We start from the raw sequence: 18,162 nt of genomic DNA on the forward strand, positions 1-18,162 counted from the left end.
TGTAATGGCGGGCTTGCCAGATCATTTGGACATTCATTTAATCCGCATTCTGTATCTGCTGCTTTCGGAAAAGAATGTCTCGCGCGTGGCATTGAAACTGAACCAGCCGCAGCCTTCCATCTCGGCCTCGCTGCGCAAGCTGCGCGAACTGACCGGCGACCCGCTGCTGGTGCGCGGCGCCCGCGGCATGGTCCCCACTCAGCATGGCGAAAGCCTGCTCAAGCCGGCCAAGCAGATTCTGGATGAAACCGAAAAACTGTTTGCACAAAAAACGGCTTTTTCCCCGCAGCATGAGGCACGCACCTTTCATATTGCGGCACCCGATTATCTCGACAGCCAGTTTCTGCCCAATATCGTTGCAGGCGTGCGCCGCGAATCGCCACGCAGCCGGGTCGTCATTCATGGTCTCGGACCGGAAATCGATTACCTCAAACTGCTCTCGGACGGCGAACTCGATCTGGTCATCGCCAACTGGGAAGAGCCGCCGCAGCACCTGCACATGTCCAAACTGTTCGAGGATGAGATCGCCTGCATCATGCGCGCCGACTGTGCCTATGCCTTGCGCACCGGTCCCGACGACATGACCGTCGAAGACTACCTGTCGCTGCCGCATGTCGCGCCGTCGCAGATGCTGGCCGGCTATTTCGGGGTGATCGAATCCTTTCTGGCACGACAGAATCTGCATCGCAATGTAGTGGTGGAGTCTGCCTATTTCGGACTGATCCCCTACATGCTGACGCGCAGCGACCTGGTGCTCACCACCGGCCGGCAATTCATGCGCTTTCATGAAAGGAATCTGCCCCTGAAGATATTCACGGTGCCGATCAAGTTTCCGGCAATGCGTTTTTATCAACTCTGGCATGAGCGGGTCCACCACGCGCCCGAACATAAATGGCTGCGCGAACTGATTTCCGGCACTGCGAAGTCACTGCTTTCCAAATAAGCTGTCGAATCAAACGTATCGCACACATATGCACAGGCTGAATCCGCCTATCTGCGGATTCATATACTGGTGCATGCGCAAGGCTTTACTATCGCTCATTATAAATAGCCATATGCCGACCGCCGGACCGGCAGTGCAAGCGGAGACAGCATGAGCAAGACACTTCTCATCAGGAATGCGCAGGTTCTCGTAACGATGGATCAGACACGGCGCGAGATCAGCGACGGCGCCGTCTTCGTACGCGGCAACGTCATCGAACAGGTCGGTGCTACGGAAGACCTGCCGCAAACAGCCGATGAAGTCATCGATGCACGGGGACACGTCGTGCTACCGGGTCTGGTGAACACCCATCACCACATGTACCAGAGCCTGACGCGCGCAATTCCATCCGCGCAGAATGGCGAATTATTCAACTGGCTGCAAAACCTTTATCCGATCTGGGCCAATCTGACGCCGGAGATGGTCAGCGTGTCCACCCAAACGGCGATGACGGAACTACTGCTGTCCGGTTGCACGACCACCAGCGATCATCTGTATATCTACCCGAACGGCTGCCGTCTCGATCACAGCATCGAGGCGGCGCAGGCGATCGGCATGCGCTTCCATGCGGCACGCGGCTCCATGAGCGTGGGCGAGAGCAAGGGTGGCTTGCCGCCCGACCGTGTCGTCGAAGAAGAAGACGCCATCCTCAAGGATACGCAGCGCCTGATCGAGAGCTATCACGACCCGGCCCGGCACGCGATGCAAAGAATCGTGGTTGCGCCTTGTTCGCCCTTCTCCGTATCGCGCGACCTGATGCGCGAGTCGGCGGCAATGGCCCGGCATTTCGGCGTGTCCATGCATACCCATCTGGCAGAAAGCGTGACCGACATCGCCTACAGCCGTGAAAAATTCAACATGACGCCGGCACAATACGCGGAAGATTGCGGCTGGGTCGGACATGATGTCTGGCATGCGCATTGTGTCCAGCTTGACGACGACGGCATACAATTGTTTGCGCGCAGCGGCACCGGCGTCGCGCATTGTCCCTGTTCCAACATGCGTCTGGCCTCGGGCATCGCCCCCATACGCAAGATGTGCGATGCCGGCGTACCGGTCGGTCTGGGCGTTGACGGTTCGGCATCCAACGATTCCGGCCACATGCTGGGAGAAGTCCGTCAGGCCATGCTGCTGCAGCGCGTCGGATACGGACCGGATGCAATGACAGCGCGGCAGGCACTGGAAATCGCCACACTGGGCGGCGCAAAGGTATTGAACCGCGACGACATCGGCGCGCTCGCGCCGGGCATGTCCGCCGACATCATCATGTTCGATCTACATCACATCGGCTTTGCAGGCGCGCTGCACGACCCCGTTGCGGCATTGGTGTTCTGCACACCTGTCAATGTGGCATGCAGTATTGTCAACGGGCGCATCGTGGTCCGCGACGGCAAGTGCACGACCGTGGAATCGGGCCGGCTGATCGAAACACATCAGCGGCTCGCGCGCGAACTGCTTGAAAAGACACGCAGCAACGCCTGACGCTTTCGCCGCGGCGCCCGGTATGCCCGGCGCCGACTTTCAATCCAGTGTTTCATTTGACGAGTTCTGGAGGATCGCGCGCCATCGCGATCGCCGGAACAGACACGCGTTTAACCCTCTCAGCAAAAAAGCGCAGACAAGACGCAGCTACGCTCAGTAGCGCCAAAGCTTCCGCCGCAAGGCTGGCATAGACAATTAGACACGAACATGAAGATTTTAAATTTGAAAATAGGGAAACGACTCGCTATCGGTTTCGGCTTGATCATTGCCCTGATGATCATGACGACAGTCATCGGCGATTCGCAAATCGGCCGGCTTCACGACAGTATCAATCTGGTGGTGAAAGATCGCTATCCCAATACCGTGGTCGGCAATGTCATTCAAATCGAAGTGAACAAGACCGGTCTGAACATGCGTGACATCCTGTTACTCACCGATGAAGAAAAAATCATAAAGCTGCTTGCGAGCATTGACGATTCGACACGCATCATCGCCGAAAACTTCGGCAAATTGGAAAAGGCGATCGAATCGAACGAAGGCAAGCGACATCTCAAGGCAGCGCTCGATGCACGCGCCAGCTATGCGGTGGTGCGCGACGAGTTTCTGAAGGCGTTCAAGGACGGGCAAAAAGATCGCGCAAAGGAAATCCTTCATACCAGTTTCGTGCAACCGCAAGTCAATTACTTCATCGCGCTTGACGGCATGATCGCCTATCAGGGAACATTGATGGATGATGCAGGCAAGGCGGCGGAGAGCGACGCCAACAGCGCACAACTGATCCTGAATATTCTGGCGGTGGTCGCCGCGATCCTGTCTATCATTATCTGGGTTCGCGTATCACGCAGCATTACCAAGCCTCTGCACGAAGCGGTCGATGTGGCCGAGCGCGTCGCCAACGGCGACTTGACTACGGTCGTCAACGTCAACTCTAAAGATGAAACCGGACAGTTGATGGCGGCGCTCAAGGCAATGAATGAAAGCCTGGTCAGGATAGTCGGCCAGGTTCGTCAAGGCACCGACACCATCGTGACCGCATCGAGCGAAATCGCGAACGGCAATGCCGACCTGTCATCGCGTACCGAATCGCAAGCAAGTGCACTGGAACAAACCGCATCGTCGATGGAGGAACTCACCAGCACCGTCAGGCAGAATGCCGAACATGCCAAGCAGGCGAATCAACTCGTGATCAATGCGTCGGAACAGGCGATCAAGGGCGGACAAGTCGTCGACAGTGTCGTCAGCACCATGGGCTCGATCAAGGATAGCTCGCGCAAGGTGGTCGAGATCATCGCCGTGATCGACAGCATTGCGTTCCAGACCAATATCCTCGCGCTGAACGCCGCGGTGGAAGCAGCGCGTGCCGGCGAGCAGGGACGTGGCTTTGCCGTCGTCGCATCGGAAGTGCGCACTCTGGCGCAACGATCGGCGGCAGCCGCCAAGGAAATCAAATCGCTGATCAATGACTCGGTCGAGAAAGTCGACGCCGGCGGCGCATTGGTCGACGAGGCAGGCCGTACGATGCAGGAGATCGTCAACTCGGTCAAACACGTCGCCGACATCATGAGCGAAATCACTGCGGCCAGCAATGAGCAAAGCAGCGGTATCGAGGAAGTCAACGGCGCCATCGGCCACATGGATGAAATGACGCAGCAAAATGCGGCACTGGTAGAACAGGCAGCGGCCGCCGCGGCCAGCATGCAGGAACAGGCCGCCAATCTGGTTCAAGTTGTGAGTGTATTCAATACCGGGACGGCCATTGCGGTTGCAGCGCCGGTAGCGCTACGCGCACCTGCTCCGATGCCGGTACGTGCGGGCAATCGCGCGCGTATTGCTGCGCCGGCGCCACAGCGTGGCGGAGATGAGTGGGAAGAGTTTTAAGTGGATAGCGTAGCTGGTTGAAAGCACGCCTGGCGACTTGAAGCCAAAACATTGACTACAGGCGGCCCCACGCGGCTGCCTGTAGTCATTCCGGGGTTGGATTTCACCACGTCATCCTCGCGCCGTAAGCAGCCACCATCAGCCCGAGGGTACGTCGCTTCCAGTGCATGCGGTAGATACACCCCTGGCAAGTTGGCCTGCCGATCCGCCTGCCACAGCGCCCGGGCATAACCCAATGGTTCCCGTAGAGCCGGCTTGAGTACGTCCTGCAGCATCACGACCCGATCCTTGCCACCCTTGCCTTGCCTCACGATGATGACGCGCCGCTCGAAATCAATATCCTTGACCTGCAATGCCAGACCTTCACGCAGCGCATCCCGGTGCCGTATAGAAGTCAGGCAAGCAGGCCGGTTACTCGCTCCATGAGGCCAAGTATTTGCCGCACTTCAGCGACGGACAACACCACAGGAATACGCTTGGTCGGCGTGGGCCGGCCAATGTCCTGCATCCATGGCAGTTCGATATCCAGAACTTCCTTGTACAAAAACAACAAAGCTCAGAACCTGGCGATGGGTGGAAGGTGCCGCGTTCCGCTCATTAACCAGCATCGATAAAAATGCCTCAACTTCCTTGCCTCCATGTCTCTGGGATATTTTGAGACGGTGCCAACGAATGAACCAGCGCACCCAGTAGATGTAGTTCTTTTCCGTACGCAAGCAGTAGTGCATATAGCGCAAACGCTCACGCAGCTGATCGAGTAATCGAGTAGAAGTCAAAACCGGCTTGTCATGTTTGCCGTTGCTGTTAATACTGCACATATATGCAGCATTAACCAATGCAATCCGAAGCGGCATCGCTCCAATATTTATCGACTCCACGCCATGGTAATCTGGCATTTTGCGATTTATAACAAGTTATGCATAGCGAATCGAGGCCATGACTCCAAGCGAATATGCAAATCATCCTCGAGAATCGACGAGGGAGTCTGAGATTTCGAAATGGCTAAGGAGTCAAAGCGAACATGAAAAATCGCTTTGCTTGGAGAGCACGGATTCATATATGGCGCCGAAACGTTACGTCGTGGACGCGGACGATTTCGAAGAAAATATCTCGAACAGGTACCCGAGATAACACTGGTTTGCCAGCGGAATTAACGCCATTACGGCAAACACGTTCTTAGCCAGGTCAATACCGACTACGGCAACGCCTTCCAGACTGACATTTCAGGCAACAATAATGGTAATCTTGCTCATGACTTCCCCTCTCGTTTGGTGATTGATGTTGATCGGAATCTCCATCCTTATACCGCTATTACAGGCGGTGATGACTTCGCCGCTCGCTTGGGACGGGGAAGTCCCTTTCATTCGTTAGATTTCATGAAGCTTCGAAGCGTGGAACACATCCTTGGCCTTTTATCCATCTTGCTCTGCCTCGTATTTGCGGGAGCAGTGATAGCCGAGCGTACTTCCTTTCTATCGCACCAAGGTTTCTCTTTCGTTTCCTCGTTGTTCGCGGCATTTATTATCAGTGCTTATCTCGATTCGCGCTGCAAGCTGGATTTGAAATTTGGAAGCCTTGAGAGTGTTGTTTGGCGATCAGTCAGCCTAGCTACGATGCTAATTCTTTTCGGGGCGTTTATGATAATTCGAGACGCAGAGCATTTCTTAAGCGCGTTGAGCATAAGTTTTGGCATCATCATTTTTTTCTGGGCTGCGCCACTGGCCGCTATCTGGGCGCTACTTCTAAGAGATAGAGAAAGGAACCGACCTCAAGCGAGACGCTTCGCATATGGGCACATACTCATCACTATGCTTGTGTTGTCTTTCTGGGCATTGGAGAAAAAATGGTTGTAAATCTAACTCGCCGGTCAACGTCAACATGCGCGCAAGCGGCATGTTGGTTACCTAAGTCGTTAGAACGTATGGATAGGGAGCACTTGTGAATACTGAATTTGAAAGTGTCATTGCGCAGTTGACTCAACCAATCAATGGACAATTGCCGAGGCCATGGATGACCGACGTTTCGGATCCGATTTCTGCGAATGTTTTCATCGTGGGTAAGAACCAGCGCAACGGATTTGACTCGTCAAGGCTTAGCCATACTCGCCATCTGGATGCATTGTTTAATAGACGTGGTGAAAGCTGCCGTGAGGTATATGATGAAATGACGAATGGAAATCCATCTCCGACCCGATTGAATACTGATCGATTTAGAGAGCTGCTACGATCTGTAGGCGTATCGCAAGTGTTGGAAACCAATGTAATCTGTTACTCCACGCCGATGAGCGCTCACCTGCAGCATCATGAGCATAGAGGAGGTGCATTAAGGGGGACTGAAATATTTACCACGCTTCTTCGCTTCGTGAAACCACGCATACTAATTGCCCATGGTTCGGGCACATGCGAAACTCTTGGCAAGGTGCTGAACAGGACTCTTCCTCCTATTCCTACAGCTTTAACTACCCCGTCGCCCGTGGACGTCGGAGAAATGACTATTTTTACAATTCCTAGCTTGGCTCCTCCTAAATGGAATGCATGGAAAAGCTGGGCAGATGAATATCTCAAAAATATTTCAAAGGCGGTCGCAAATGCGCTCTAACTCTTTGCTGAACCAGGACACTGAGCAAAATCTTGCCGCTTTGCGGCACATGGCGCCTGCCTGTTAGCGCGGCGTTAGAGCTATGAAAAGTCTACGAAAGGTCATGGTGGTTTGGGCAGTATTGACGGTATGTCTGTACATCGTTGTCTTTATTTTTTCTGGTTCATTGCCGCCAGATGAAGTAGTAATGGCCAATTCTGTAGGCTTCCGGGCGGTGACCTTTGCATTGGTTGTCGGAGTACCTGCGGTCATAGGGCTATTTATGTTTCTGTTCTTTGGATCGATTGTTCAAAGTCTGTTCCGCTCTAACACGGCGGTCAACACTAAGTCGCCTAAGGCGACTCGGTTGCCTTAGCGTGAACCCATCGATGAACGTCAATTCGGTTCAGACCGGACGCTTACAACTTATACCAATCCTGATCCATAACGTGACAAATGAAATCGATGGATTTTTTCGACTGGCAAGGCGCAGGAGGAGTCAATAGCCATGCTATTGACGACGAGTGCAACGCAGGCAGGCGGAAAAAGACGCGATGTCATGGCACGTTACGGGTTGGGATTGGCATTACATAGCGCCATGGTAAATACGACTGCGCTAGTGAGCCGTAACCCGCACCGCCCTCCTTGGTCAAACCAGTGGAGTTTTTTTGCGTCTGGAAATCTCTGGTCCGTTGTGTGAGTTAGGCATGTCATTGATGATGTTTAACGCCGCATTGGGCATCATGCCCGCAACGCCTTTTGCCCAACTGACTTCGATGCCCTTGACCGTTGATTCTCCGCGACTGCGGCCTGGATCAAGGCCTTGAACGCCTCAGCGTCGAGCACCTCTCCCTCCCGGATGTCGATGGCGCGACGCGTGTTCCCCTCCAGGCTGGAGTTGAAGAGCCCCCGAGGGTCCTCCAAGGCGGCACCTCGGGCGAAGGTCAGCTTGACTACCTGTTTGTAGGTCTCTCCCGTGCAGACGATCCCATCGTGGGACCAGGTGGGTACCCCCAATGGATTGCTGGGCTTGATCCATTTGCACTCCTCCACAATGTCCGGGTCTGCCTCGTGGATCATGCGGCGAACCTCCGCCACGGTCTCGGCGCGCCAGTCACCCAGAGACCGGATGCGCTCGTCGATAATACGAGAGACCTCCACGGTCGTGCGCTTCGCTTCCGGACCTGGCTTGGCCTTCGCGCCTGCCTTTGGCTCACTACTCTTTGGTTTTAGTGCCATGGTTCATTCTCCAACTTATTCTGATGTCCAAATAGATTTGTCGAATCTATCAGGTGACATGGGATTCAATCGGGAAGATCGGTCTGGTTTTTTGGGCGGCGCTTCCGCTTGCCAAATAATAAATGCATGACAAGCACATAAAGGCCGGCTGCGCCGCCGATGAATGCAAAAGCTGTCAGAAACCTGCCGAGTAGCGTCAGATAATAGGCGCCCGGGTCGGACGCTTTCAATGCATTGTCCGCCGCCTCACGCTGCTGCTGTTTTTCCGCCACCGATATTTCGCGCTTGCGCGCAGCCGCTTCGCATTGCTGGTCACCCCGGCAGGAAGCGACAGCCCTTTCAATCGCGATGGCAGCTTCCCGCCCGTTGTCCGCCATAGAAGACGCTGCCGGAAGCAGGCCATAAAAGAAGATGAAAAATAAGCGGACGATGAAGGACATACTGGCGTAGATGAAAGACGGCACTGGACTATACCGCCATTCTGGCGATAAGAGCAGTATTTGCCAATTGGTACCGGGTTCGTGCAAGGCTTGGAGCTCATTCCCACTCGATGCCCTGTCGACTCCAGCCACTTCGACGTGCATGGCGGCGTTGCTTGCAAGGATACGAGAATTGTCGATTACCCCTACGTTCCCAAGATGCCGAGATGGATGTTCTTCGGAGGTGACATAGCTTGCTACCACCGCCTTGAGGATCCGCGCCTGAGCGGAATAGTTATCCGGTCTGTCTCTCTCGATTAGCTTCAATTGCTGGCAGCTACCTGCACGGTTACGAATCGTGATCGGGGTCGGCGTCGGGGTCCGATCTTTGGGGCAGTCGGCTTTGGCGATCGTGCATCTCGGAAAGATCGCACGCAAAAAAGACTTGCATCGACTTTTAAATGCAAATATATTTGCATTCATAATGCATACGCAAATTCAAAATGCATTATCTTGGTGCACCGGGAATCACGATATTGGTGCGCTCCGATTACTTCCACCGAAAGGTCAGCCATGAAGTCACATCGCAGAAAGTTTTTGGCCGCCGCACTGTCCGCCGTTTCTTTCTTCAGCATTGCCGCGCAGGCGGAAACCTTGACCGTTGCCTGCGACACTGCTTTTGTTCCTTTTGAATTCAAGCAAGGCGACAAGTATGTCGGCTTCGACATCGACATGTGGGATGCCATCGCCAAGGAACTGGGCGTCACCTACAAGCTGCAGCCGATGGACTTCAACGGCATTCTTCCCGCGCTGCAAACCAAGAACGTCGACGTTGCCTTGGCCGGCATCACGATCAAGGATGAGCGCAAGAAGGTCATCGATTTTTCTGACGGGTATTACGACAGCGGCTTCATGCTGATGGTGGCCGCCAACAGTCCGATCAAGGGCGGCGAAGACCTCAAGGGCAAGAGCCTCGCAATCAAGACCGGCACCTCGGCCGCCGATTATGCCAAGGCCAATTTCGCCGGCACTGAACTGCGCCAGTTCCCCAATATCGACAATGCCTATCTCGAACTGGCCACCGGCCGCGTAGATGCCGCCATGCATGACACGCCGAACGTGCTGTATTACGCCGCCACCGCAGGCAAGGGCCGGGTCAAGGTCGTCGGTACGCAGATGATGGCGCATCAGTACGGCATTGGCTTCCCCAAGGGCAGTCCGCTCGTCCCCAAGGTCAATGCGGTACTGGCCAAAATGAAAGTCGATGGCCGCTACAGCAGCATCTACAAGAAGTGGTTCGGCGTCGAACCGCCGAAACCTTGATGATTCATTGAACCCACAAGAGACCCACCATGGATTTTGACTGGTTAGTAATTGTTGACGCCTTGCCGGCGTTGCTGCAGGGAGCCAAGCTGACGGTGCTGATCACCGTTGCCGGCCTGGTCGGCGGCAGCCTGGTGGGCCTCTTATTCGGCCTCATGCGCGCCTATGGCAATCGCCTGTTCAGTTCGATCGGCTTTGCCTATGTCGAACTGGTACGCGGCACGCCCATCGTCGTGCAAGTAATGTTCATCTATTTCGCCCTGCCGATGCTGGCGCATATCCGTGTCGATCCGATGACGGCAGCGGTTACGGCCATCATCGTCAATTCCGGCGCCTACATCGCCGAGATCGTGCGCGGCGCTTTCCTGTCAGTGCCCAAGGGCTTGCGCGAAGCTGGTCTTGCCCTCGGCGTCCCGGTATGGCGCGTGCTGGCCTTCGTGATCGGCCCGGTCGCCTTCCGCCGCATGACACCGCCGCTGGGCAATCAATTTATCGTCAGCCTGAAAGACACTTCGCTCTTCATCGTCATCGGCGTCGGCGAACTGACCCGCCAGGGACAGGAAATCATGGCGGCGAACTTCCGCGCCGTGGAAATCTGGTCCGCCGTGGCCATCATTTACCTGTGCCTGATCGGCGCGCTGACCCTAGCGCTGCGGATGGTCGAAAAACGAATGCGCATACTATGAACATGGTTGATTTCCAACAGGTCAGCAAACGCTTTGGTCAAACCGTGGTGCTCGACAAGGTCGATCTCGCGATCAAGCAGGGCGAGGTGGTGGTGCTTATCGGGCCTTCAGGGTCGGGCAAGTCCACGCTGCTGCGCTGTATCAATGCGCTTGAAACCATTGACGGCGGTGACTTGCGCGTGGATGGCCTGAGCGTACGCGGCGGAAAATCCACGGTGCGGGAAATCCGCCAGGAAGCCGGCATGGTGTTCCAGCAATTCAATCTCTTTCCGCAAATGACGGCGTTGGAAAACGTGGCCTTCGGACCCCGGCAAGTGCGCGGAACACCGAATGCCGAGGCTTTAAAACAGGCGACGGAACTTTTGCGCAAGGTCGGCCTTGCCGAGCGCAAGAACCATTATCCAAGCGAGCTCTCAGGCGGACAGCAGCAACGCGTTGCGATCGCCCGGGCACTAGCGGTCAAGCCCAAGCTGATGCTCTTTGACGAACCGACCTCTGCCCTCGACCCGGAACTGCGCCAGGAAGTATTGCGCGTGATGCAGTCGTTGGCAGAGGAAGGCATGACCATGATCGTCGTCACCCATGAGATCGCCTTTGCCCGCAAGGTCGGTACGCGCCTGATCTTCATGGAGCACGGCCACATTGCCGTCGATGGTCCGCCCGCCGAACTGATCGATAACCCGAAGAATCCGCGCTTGCGGGAGTTTCTCCAACACGTTGAGTAATCACATGCTGTCCCATTTGAAGATACAAGGATCCCCGTTCGATGTAGGCGCCGCCCTCGGACGCTTCGGCGCCCCGGCGATGCATGCCTACATGAAGAATACCGAGGCATGGGCAACCGTCATGCAATGGCGCGGCAGCGAAGCTGTGCGCGAGATGGGCCGGCTGGTACAGCAGCGACATCCGCAGTACTGGCAGGAATTGCAAGGCATGGCAGCCGGCCTGGAAATTCCCTTCGATGAAGTGCTGCTATGGAACTGCCGTGGCGATGTTTGGGCGATGGCACCCGATGGCTGTACCACGGTGCAGGTGCCTGGCACGGACCATCCTGCCTTCGCCCACAATGAAGACGGCGATCCCGGCTTCAGCGGCCAATGCGCCATTGCGGAAATCACGGTGGAAGGCCGCCGCCGCTTTGCATCCTTCGTCTATCCCGGATCGCTGCCCGGTCATACCTTTGCCGTTAGCGATGCCGGCCTGGCAATGACAGTCAACAACCTGCGCACCCTGCACACCGACTTCGGCTTGCCACGCATGGTGGTGGCCCGCGCGATCCTCGATCTTGCCGACGTCGCGTCGGCGTTAGGCTATCTGCAAAGCTGCCCGAGATCCGGCGGCTTCCACCTCACCCTGGGTCAGGCGGGAAATCCGGATCTGGTTAGCGTCGAATTCAATGCCGCCCTGTGTTCAGTGGTAAAGCTCAACAAGCCGGCCCTCCACGCCAACCATATGATCCATGCGGCAATGGCGAACCAGCCCCAGATCGTCACCGGCTCCTCCGGCTACCGGCAGATACGCGGCGATGAGTTGCTGCAACAGTCGGCGGCGCAGGGCACGGCACTTGATCCCCTGTCCATCCTGTTCGACCAGGGCAATGCGAAGTTTCCGATCTTTCGTGACGCCCCGGACGACAGCGATCAGGAAAACACCATGGCAACCGCGAGCATCCGTATCCATGCCGATAGCGTCGAGTGGGAGGTTTATACTCGGAAGTCCCGAGTTCCCCTGTTCCACATGATCAATGGCGCCCAACGCTGATCCAACGACGAAAGGTTTTCAACATGGCCAAGACCGGCAGCCCCGTGCCCCGAACGATAGAGCAATTACGCGAACTGGTGATTGCCATCGGACGCGGCGATGCCGCCGTATCCCTGGGCGGCAAGGCGCATGCCGTCCTGGCCAAACTGGTGGACCGACCTAACGACGTGGCGGTGCGGACCATTACCGAATTGTCCGATAGCTTTGGCGTCAATCCCTCCACCCTCACCCGCTTGACGACTAGGCTGGGCTATGCGGGCTTTGCCGATTTCCAGAGCGTGTTCCGCAACAATGTGACGGAATCGTCGCGCAAGTTCTACACGCAGCAGGCGCATCGCCTGATCGACGATGCTGCAAAGTCGGAACCGACCACGGAAATCGGCGTGGTCATGAAACTGGCACAGGAATCGATCAGGAATATCGACGGCTTCCTGTCGCAACTCAACACCAAGGACCTGACCGGCGCTGCACGATTACTGGCGCGCGCCAGGCGTGTGCGCGCCTATGGACTAAGGCAGATCCATTCCCTGTCGAGTTACCTCACCTATGGATTGGGGATGATGCGGGCCGATGTCTCCCTGCTTGACGGCCCGGGGCTCGGCGTGGCGGAAGGGTTGGCCCAGATGGAAAAAGGCGATGTGTTGGTGGTATCCAGCGTGGCGCCCTATACCCGTATGGTGGTGGATGTCGCGCGCGCCGCCGAGCAAGCCGGGATTGCAGTCATTGCATTGACCGACACGCGGGCTTCACCGCTGGTGCCGCCGGCGCGCCACGCGTTCTTCATTCCCCATGAAAGCAGTTTCATCAGCAACAGCATGGGCGCCTATGTGGTGTTCTGCGAAGGCTTGCTCAACCTGGTGGCGCGCGAGCTGGGCGACCATGCACTGCAGGCGCTTGAGCGGCGCGAAGGCTTCATCAACGAACTCAACATCGAGACCGACTGAGCTGCATTGCCGGCAGTCTCGATCACAACATCCGAACGTCACTTCTACTCCGAAACGATCATGACTCATATCATCCATCGCAATCTTCGTACGACGCCGCCCGTGGCAGCGGGCGCCAAAGGGATTCACATCTTCGACAGTGCCGGCAAGGCCTACCTCGACGCCTGCGGCGGCGCGGCCGTATCCTGCCTCGGACATGCCCATCCCAATGTCGTTGCTGCAATGCATGCCCAGATCGACAAGCTTGCCTATGCCCATACCGGTTTCTTTACCTCCGAAGTCTCGGAGCAGCTGGCCGATCATCTGGTCGCGCATGCGCCCAAGGGCTTGGACAATGTCTACTTTGTCTCCGGCGGCTCGGAAGCGATGGAAGCGGCGCTCAAGCTGGCGCGGCAGTATTTCGTCGAAATCGGCCAGCCCGAACGGACTGTATTCATTGCTCGGCGCCAGAGCTACCACGGCAATACGCTGGGTGCACTGGCCGTTGGCGGCAATGAATGGCGACGCAAGCAGTTTGCCCCTCTGCTGGTCGATGTGGCTCGGGTGTCGCCGTGCTATGAATACCGCGACCGGCGCGACGACGAGACGCCGGAGCAATACACCAGGCGTTTGCTGAAAGAGTTGGAAGACAAAATCCTGGAAGTCGGACCTGAGCGAGTGATCGGTTTTTGTGCGGAGACCGTGGTCGGTGCCACCGCCGGTGCGGTACCGCCGACGCAGGGCTATTTCAAGGGCGTGCGCGAGCTGTGCAACCGCTATGGCATCCTGTACATCGCCGATGAAGTGATGTGCGGTATGGGTCGCACCGGCACACTCTACGCCGTCGAGCAGGATGGCGTAGTGCCCGACATTCTGGCCATTGCCAAGGGCCTGGGTGGCGGTTACCAGCCTATCGGCGCATTGCTGGCGAGCGAACGGATCATGGATCCAATACGCAATGGCAGCGGTTTGTTCCAGCACGGGCATACCTACATCGGCCACGCCACCGCCTGTGCCGCTGCGCTCGCGGTGCAGCAAGTTATACAGCGCGACCAGCTCATGTCGCGCGTGCGCATACTTGGCGAACACATGAGAACATCGCTGGAGCAGCGCCTCGGCGATCACCCGAATGTCGGTGACATCCGCGGCCGCGGGCTGTTCATGGGCGTGGAACTGGTCAAGGACCGGGCCACGAAAATGCCATTCGATCCGGACTTGAAATTGCATGCAAAGATCAAGGCGCAGGCCATGAACAACGGCTTGATGATCTATCCCATGGGCGGCACTATCGACGGTCAGCGGGGCGACCATATCCTGCTGGCGCCGCCTTTCATCATGACGAAATCCGACATCGATCAGGTCGTCGATTTGCTCGCCACATCGGTCGAGCAAGCCATTCCGGCCTTGACGGAGCCATGACGATGAAATCCGACCGCCTGCCGACAATTGCGCCGGAACAATGGACTGCCGAACAACGGGTCTACGCCCAGGAAATCATTGACGGTCCGCGCGGCGCATTGATTTCCCCTTTCATCCCCTTGTTGCGCAGTCCCGAATTGATGGCCCATGCCCAGCGCATGGGCGAATACTTGCGCTACCGCAGCGCACTAGACCTGCGCCTGTCGGAGCTAGCCATCCTGATCACCGCCCGCCAGTGGTCGCAGCGGGTGGAGTGGGCAATTCATGCGCCGATCGCCGAGCGCGAGGGTGTCGCAGCCGAAACGATTGCCGCGATTGCCGAGGGCCGGCTGCCCAAGGGATTGCGCGAAGACGAAGCGATCCTGTACGCCTTCTCGATGGAACTACACCAGAACCGATCGGTGAGTGATACCACCTGGGCCGATGCCATGCGGCTGTTCGGTGAGCAGGGTGTGGTGGATCTGATTGGCATCAATGGCTATTACACCTTCCTTTCGATGGTGATGAATGCTGCGCGCACCGAGGTGCCGCCCTCCGGGGCGCAGCCCTTGCCGCACCTGCCCGAGTTTTGCCAGGTAGCCAGTCCTCACCTTCAGCAAATTTGAGTGACTCGGGGCTATACCCGGGGCCGTCCATGTAGGCTCTAATGGCTGCTACCCGGGCGACGATAGGGCACGTGTGCTGCTCCTTTCAGGGCTGCAAGGGTTTCCTCGACGGTCAGAAGCACAACGGTTTCCTGCGACTTGATCGCGCCGCGCGAGGAAAGGGCAAGGGCGACGGACGCCATCCTGACATTGTCAGGCGCTTCCCAGAGCGTATAGCCATCGTACTGGCCAAAGGCGTACCAGAAGCCGTGTAGCCTGCCGCCGACCGACTCGATGATCACGCGCGCCATATCCCGTCGGTCTTCCGGACGCTCGATCATAGCGCTCCAAGTTTCTGCTGTGTAACTGAAGCGGGTGAGATACAAGGACATGGTGCCCTCCTTTCCTTATCATTCAGTGTTGGTGCAGAGTCTTTTCATTGTCAAGCACAGGCGATGCCATGAAACGTTCTACCTGATGCGTCCAATGATCATCCAGAGACGACAAGGAGGCCGCCGGCAGCCTACAGCGCAAAGGCGATGCCTGCGGCACCTGCGGCAATCAGGCTGGCAGCCCATACCTGATCGAGGTTGAGCCAGGCGCGCCGAAGAAAGCCCAGACCGAGATAGCGATAGGTCATCCATGCCATCGCCGTTCCCGCGAGCAGCATGGCCAGCGTATGGACAGCCGCTACGAGAACTGCAACAAGGGTACTGGAGCGGACGAGATAGCTCATGACCGTGGCATGTCCGCTCATCGCCGTTTCTGCCGTTTCCGAGACGCACAGGCCGAGCATGGCCGGCAGCAGCATCAGGCCCGCCCCATGGGCCGTGGCCATCAGAAATGACCACCATGCGAGCTGTGTCGGTTTGATCCGCGCCAGAAAGCGCGGATGACCGCGCGCGATGAGCATGCGTACGCCGAACATCAACACCAGGACACCGGCGGATATTCGGATCTCCCGGCTCCATTCCATGAACCAGCCCAGCCACGCAAACGGCACCAGCACAACCATCATTGCCATCAAATGGCCGACACCCAGCGGCAGCAAGGTGGAAAACACCGCGCTTGCCCGGCGTACGGTCATGCCGTTCGCCACGGCTATCGGCCATCCCATCGCCGGGTTGATGCCGTGATACAGGCCGATTGCGACTATCGTCGACCACAGTGACGCGCTGGCATTCAAGCAGAGGGGTAACAGAATGAATCGGTTGAGCAGTCGCCCCCCTGCAACCGGATCTGGTGGGCGGCGTAGTCCGGCCCGAAGTCGACATAGAAATCCGGATCCAGGGTGATCCCGCCGTCCGGATTCACCTTGCACATCGCCTGCGCGCCCCGGACGCCATTGGGATAGAACTGCGTATCCCAGGTGCTGTATAGCGAATTGGTGAAATAGACTCGCTTGCCATCCCGACTGATCTCGGTCATCTGCGGGCCGCCGTCGAACGCCTTGCCGCACGGATGAGGCGTGTTGTGCGCGATGCCGCCGACCCGAACGCTGCCGGCCAGCAGCGGCTTCATCGGATCGCTCACATCGTATTGCCGAAGTTCGCCGGTGCCCCAGCAGGCGACGTAAAGATAGCGGTCGTCAAGCGAAAGATCGATGTCGCTGATCAACGGAGGCACCGCGCCAAAACCCTTGAGCAGCGGCGGAAGCTTGTCCGCGTCCGCAGGTTCGGGCGGAATCGTTGCCGTCTTCCTGGCATGAAACTTACCGTTCTCGCGGTACCAGGTCCAGATCGATGCTTCCAGATTAGTGGTATCGATCACCACGCCGACGAAACCGTACTCTCGGACAGGATCATGCGCCGGGCGAATCTCGAGCGCCATCTGGTGATTGGCGCCGAGGTCGATGGTCTGCACATGGCGGCGATCACGCAAGTCCCAAAAATGCAGAGCGTGGCCATACTTGTTGCCGAGCAGGTCCTCAGGCACGATGCCGTTTTCGAATTGCGGCGGCAGTCCCCATTCACTGGACACCATGTAGTCACGGGGAAGATTCCACCAGAAATCGTAATGCAGTTTCTGCGGGCCGCGATCGATCTCCCATCGACCGAGGATCTCGAAGCTCTGGCAATCGAGAATGAAGATTCCGGGCGGCCCCTCGGTGCCGCTCTCGCCGGCGCCCCCCAAGGTACTAAGGTAGACGCCTTCGGGGCCGCAATGCACGGTATGGGGACGGGAGTAGCCGGTCTTGCGCATGACCTCTTCCGGCTCTATCGTCTTGACGAGTTTCGGCGCGGCCGGATCGGGATGGGTATCGACGATGTAGATGCGCGACGAGCGAATGCCGGGAATGATCAGATACCGCCGTCGAAGCTCTGCATGTGCGGAGAGAGGCGACAGTGCGGAACTGCAGGCATTCCAGCCGAAATGATGAAACTCGTCTCCGGCATGCGGCATGTCTAGCCGGTGCAGAACGGAACCATAGGTTTTCGATGCGGGATCGACATCCACCACCGCAAGCGCGTCGGGCCGGGACCGATCCGGCGACAACAACGCAGTGTAGGAAAGATGCTCGGCTTCAGCCTCCATTGCCAGCTTTGGCGATGGATAGAAGCTGGGATCGGGACGCAATGTTTCCAGCATGGCTGCCCTCCTTCTCGGCGCAGTGATGACTCCTGACAATTCAGCCTTGCATCACCGTTCGCGCCAATTTTCATCCTGTACGTTGCACCCTCCGATGTCAAGCAAGGCGTGACTTGGATAACGTGCTCCGTACGGGGCACGATCCCTGGTTCTTCCGCAACGTTTTCCTGCGTTACGATCTTGTGCTGCGCACCGGCATGAAAGCAATGCATGACTGGCCGAAAGAAAACTGAAGCAACTTGCAGGAGGCGATGATTTCCTGCCTGGGTGAAGCGGCTGTTCCGGTTTTCTTCCCAAGAT

18 protein-coding genes are annotated in these 18,162 nt (G+C 57.1%); 11 read left to right on the forward strand and 7 right to left on the reverse strand.

Features of this window, described 5'->3' with window-relative positions:
- Window positions 1-4 precede the first annotated feature (4 nt).
- The 3 genes from D3871_RS16380 (at window position 5) to D3871_RS31380 (ending at window position 4,342) form a co-directional block, all read left to right on the forward strand.
- Window positions 5-943, forward strand: coding sequence for a LysR substrate-binding domain-containing protein (locus D3871_RS16380; RefSeq protein ID WP_119770192.1), 939 nt, complete (start codon window positions 5-7; stop codon window positions 941-943).
- Window positions 944-1,093: 150 nt separating this feature from the next.
- A complete protein-coding gene (locus D3871_RS16385) occupies window positions 1,094-2,464 on the forward strand; it encodes an 8-oxoguanine deaminase (RefSeq protein WP_119770193.1) in 1,371 nt (456 codons plus the stop codon).
- Between the two features lie 207 nt (window positions 2,465-2,671).
- Window positions 2,672-4,342 (forward strand): methyl-accepting chemotaxis protein, encoded by a 1,671-nt coding sequence (locus D3871_RS31380; protein ID WP_119770194.1) that lies wholly within the window; start codon window positions 2,672-2,674, stop codon window positions 4,340-4,342.
- On the opposite strand, the gene D3871_RS30880 is transcribed toward D3871_RS31380, so the two are convergent.
- Together D3871_RS30880 and D3871_RS30885 are read right to left on the reverse strand one after the other, a co-directional pair.
- Entirely contained in the window at window positions 4,339-4,740 is a 402-nt protein-coding gene (locus D3871_RS30880; protein ID WP_338016863.1) for a tyrosine-type recombinase/integrase, read from the reverse strand. The two genes, D3871_RS31380 and D3871_RS30880, sit on opposite strands and share 4 nt — an antisense overlap.
- A gap of 48 nt (window positions 4,741-4,788) precedes the next feature.
- Complete coding sequence (locus tag D3871_RS30885) at window positions 4,789-5,238, reverse strand: phage integrase N-terminal SAM-like domain-containing protein (RefSeq protein WP_233575679.1); 450 nt, start codon at window positions 5,236-5,238, stop codon at window positions 4,789-4,791.
- 1,042 nt (window positions 5,239-6,280) lie between these two features.
- Here D3871_RS30885 and D3871_RS29855 point away from each other — a divergent pair.
- The gene (locus D3871_RS29855) at window positions 6,281-6,940 is read left to right on the forward strand and encodes a hypothetical protein (RefSeq protein WP_147376827.1); all 660 of its coding nucleotides are present in this window, start codon (window positions 6,281-6,283) and stop codon (window positions 6,938-6,940) included.
- A 720-nt stretch (window positions 6,941-7,660) separates the two neighbouring features.
- On the opposite strand, the gene D3871_RS16405 is transcribed toward D3871_RS29855, so the two are convergent.
- Both D3871_RS16405 and D3871_RS29860 read right to left on the reverse strand, forming a co-directional pair.
- Complete coding sequence (locus D3871_RS16405) at window positions 7,661-8,158, reverse strand: DUF1801 domain-containing protein (protein WP_119770196.1); 498 nt, start codon at window positions 8,156-8,158, stop codon at window positions 7,661-7,663.
- Window positions 8,159-8,223: 65 nt separating this feature from the next.
- A complete protein-coding gene (locus D3871_RS29860; RefSeq protein WP_147376828.1) occupies window positions 8,224-9,060 on the reverse strand; it encodes a hypothetical protein in 837 nt (278 codons plus the stop codon).
- A 90-nt stretch (window positions 9,061-9,150) separates the two neighbouring features.
- Here D3871_RS29860 and glnH point away from each other — a divergent pair, with 90 nt between their 5' ends.
- The 7 genes from glnH to D3871_RS16445 are packed head-to-tail and all read left to right on the forward strand — an operon-like array spanning window position 9,151 to window position 15,294.
- Window positions 9,151-9,900: a glutamine ABC transporter substrate-binding protein GlnH gene (gene glnH / locus D3871_RS16415; protein WP_119770198.1), complete on the forward strand. Its 750-nt coding sequence runs from the start codon at window positions 9,151-9,153 to the stop codon at window positions 9,898-9,900.
- Between the two features lie 29 nt (window positions 9,901-9,929).
- A complete protein-coding gene (gene glnP / locus D3871_RS16420) occupies window positions 9,930-10,586 on the forward strand; it encodes a glutamine ABC transporter permease GlnP (RefSeq protein WP_119770199.1) in 657 nt (218 codons plus the stop codon).
- Window positions 10,583-11,311: a glutamine ABC transporter ATP-binding protein GlnQ gene (gene glnQ, locus D3871_RS16425; protein WP_119770200.1), complete on the forward strand. Its 729-nt coding sequence runs from the start codon at window positions 10,583-10,585 to the stop codon at window positions 11,309-11,311. Before glnP ends, glnQ begins: the two co-directional genes overlap by 4 nt.
- A gap of 4 nt (window positions 11,312-11,315) precedes the next feature.
- Window positions 11,316-12,347: a C45 family autoproteolytic acyltransferase/hydrolase gene (locus D3871_RS16430; RefSeq protein ID WP_119770201.1), complete on the forward strand. Its 1,032-nt coding sequence runs from the start codon at window positions 11,316-11,318 to the stop codon at window positions 12,345-12,347.
- A gap of 23 nt (window positions 12,348-12,370) precedes the next feature.
- Window positions 12,371-13,291, forward strand: coding sequence for a MurR/RpiR family transcriptional regulator (locus D3871_RS16435; RefSeq protein WP_119770202.1), 921 nt, complete (start codon window positions 12,371-12,373; stop codon window positions 13,289-13,291).
- Between the two features lie 60 nt (window positions 13,292-13,351).
- Window positions 13,352-14,689, forward strand: coding sequence for an aspartate aminotransferase family protein (locus D3871_RS16440; RefSeq protein WP_119771393.1), 1,338 nt, complete (start codon window positions 13,352-13,354; stop codon window positions 14,687-14,689).
- Window positions 14,690-14,691: 2 nt separating this feature from the next.
- A complete protein-coding gene (locus D3871_RS16445; protein ID WP_119770203.1) occupies window positions 14,692-15,294 on the forward strand; it encodes a carboxymuconolactone decarboxylase family protein in 603 nt (200 codons plus the stop codon).
- 38 nt (window positions 15,295-15,332) lie between these two features.
- Here the strand turns inward: D3871_RS16445 and D3871_RS16450 are convergent, their stop codons facing one another.
- The 3 genes from D3871_RS16450 to D3871_RS16460 all read right to left on the reverse strand — a co-directional run bounded on the left by D3871_RS16450 (window position 15,333) and on the right by D3871_RS16460 (window position 17,862).
- The gene (locus D3871_RS16450; protein ID WP_119770204.1) at window positions 15,333-15,665 is read right to left on the reverse strand and encodes a GYD domain-containing protein; all 333 of its coding nucleotides are present in this window, start codon (window positions 15,663-15,665) and stop codon (window positions 15,333-15,335) included.
- 131 nt (window positions 15,666-15,796) lie between these two features.
- Window positions 15,797-16,459, reverse strand: coding sequence for a hypothetical protein (locus D3871_RS16455; protein ID WP_119770205.1), 663 nt, complete (start codon window positions 16,457-16,459; stop codon window positions 15,797-15,799).
- Entirely contained in the window at window positions 16,456-17,862 is a 1,407-nt protein-coding gene (locus D3871_RS16460; protein WP_119770206.1) for a selenium-binding protein SBP56-related protein, read from the reverse strand. The genes D3871_RS16455 and D3871_RS16460 overlap by 4 nt, the downstream gene beginning before the upstream one ends.
- Window positions 17,863-18,162 lie beyond the last annotated feature (300 nt).

The organism is Noviherbaspirillum saxi, from assembly GCF_003591035.1.
Lineage (GTDB): Bacteria > Pseudomonadota > Gammaproteobacteria > Burkholderiales > Burkholderiaceae_D > Noviherbaspirillum > Noviherbaspirillum saxi.

What these genes read in the sequence shown, in the direction of transcription:
- D3871_RS29860 (WP_147376828.1), bottom strand. Translation starts at nt 9,060, where the DNA reads ATGAATGCAAATATATTTGCATTTAAAAGTCGATGCAAGTCTTTTTTG.
- D3871_RS16385 (WP_119770193.1), top strand. Translation starts at nt 1,094, where the DNA reads ATGAGCAAGACACTTCTCATCAGGAATGCGCAGGTTCTCGTAACGATG.
- glnH (WP_119770198.1), top strand. Translation starts at nt 9,151, where the DNA reads ATGAAGTCACATCGCAGAAAGTTTTTGGCCGCCGCACTGTCCGCCGTT.
- D3871_RS16430 (WP_119770201.1), top strand. Translation starts at nt 11,316, where the DNA reads ATGCTGTCCCATTTGAAGATACAAGGATCCCCGTTCGATGTAGGCGCC.
- glnQ (WP_119770200.1), top strand. Translation starts at nt 10,583, where the DNA reads ATGAACATGGTTGATTTCCAACAGGTCAGCAAACGCTTTGGTCAAACC.
- D3871_RS16440 (WP_119771393.1), top strand. Translation starts at nt 13,352, where the DNA reads ATGACTCATATCATCCATCGCAATCTTCGTACGACGCCGCCCGTGGCA.
- D3871_RS16445 (WP_119770203.1), top strand. Translation starts at nt 14,692, where the DNA reads ATGAAATCCGACCGCCTGCCGACAATTGCGCCGGAACAATGGACTGCC.
- D3871_RS30885 (WP_233575679.1), bottom strand. Translation starts at nt 5,238, where the DNA reads ATGCCAGATTACCATGGCGTGGAGTCGATAAATATTGGAGCGATGCCG.
- D3871_RS16460 (WP_119770206.1), bottom strand. Translation starts at nt 17,862, where the DNA reads ATGCTGGAAACATTGCGTCCCGATCCCAGCTTCTATCCATCGCCAAAG.
- D3871_RS16405 (WP_119770196.1), bottom strand. Translation starts at nt 8,158, where the DNA reads ATGGCACTAAAACCAAAGAGTAGTGAGCCAAAGGCAGGCGCGAAGGCC.
- glnP (WP_119770199.1), top strand. Translation starts at nt 9,930, where the DNA reads ATGGATTTTGACTGGTTAGTAATTGTTGACGCCTTGCCGGCGTTGCTG.
- D3871_RS16380 (WP_119770192.1), top strand. Translation starts at nt 5, where the DNA reads ATGGCGGGCTTGCCAGATCATTTGGACATTCATTTAATCCGCATTCTG.
- D3871_RS31380 (WP_119770194.1), top strand. Translation starts at nt 2,672, where the DNA reads ATGAAGATTTTAAATTTGAAAATAGGGAAACGACTCGCTATCGGTTTC.
- D3871_RS16435 (WP_119770202.1), top strand. Translation starts at nt 12,371, where the DNA reads ATGGCCAAGACCGGCAGCCCCGTGCCCCGAACGATAGAGCAATTACGC.
- D3871_RS16450 (WP_119770204.1), bottom strand. Translation starts at nt 15,665, where the DNA reads ATGTCCTTGTATCTCACCCGCTTCAGTTACACAGCAGAAACTTGGAGC.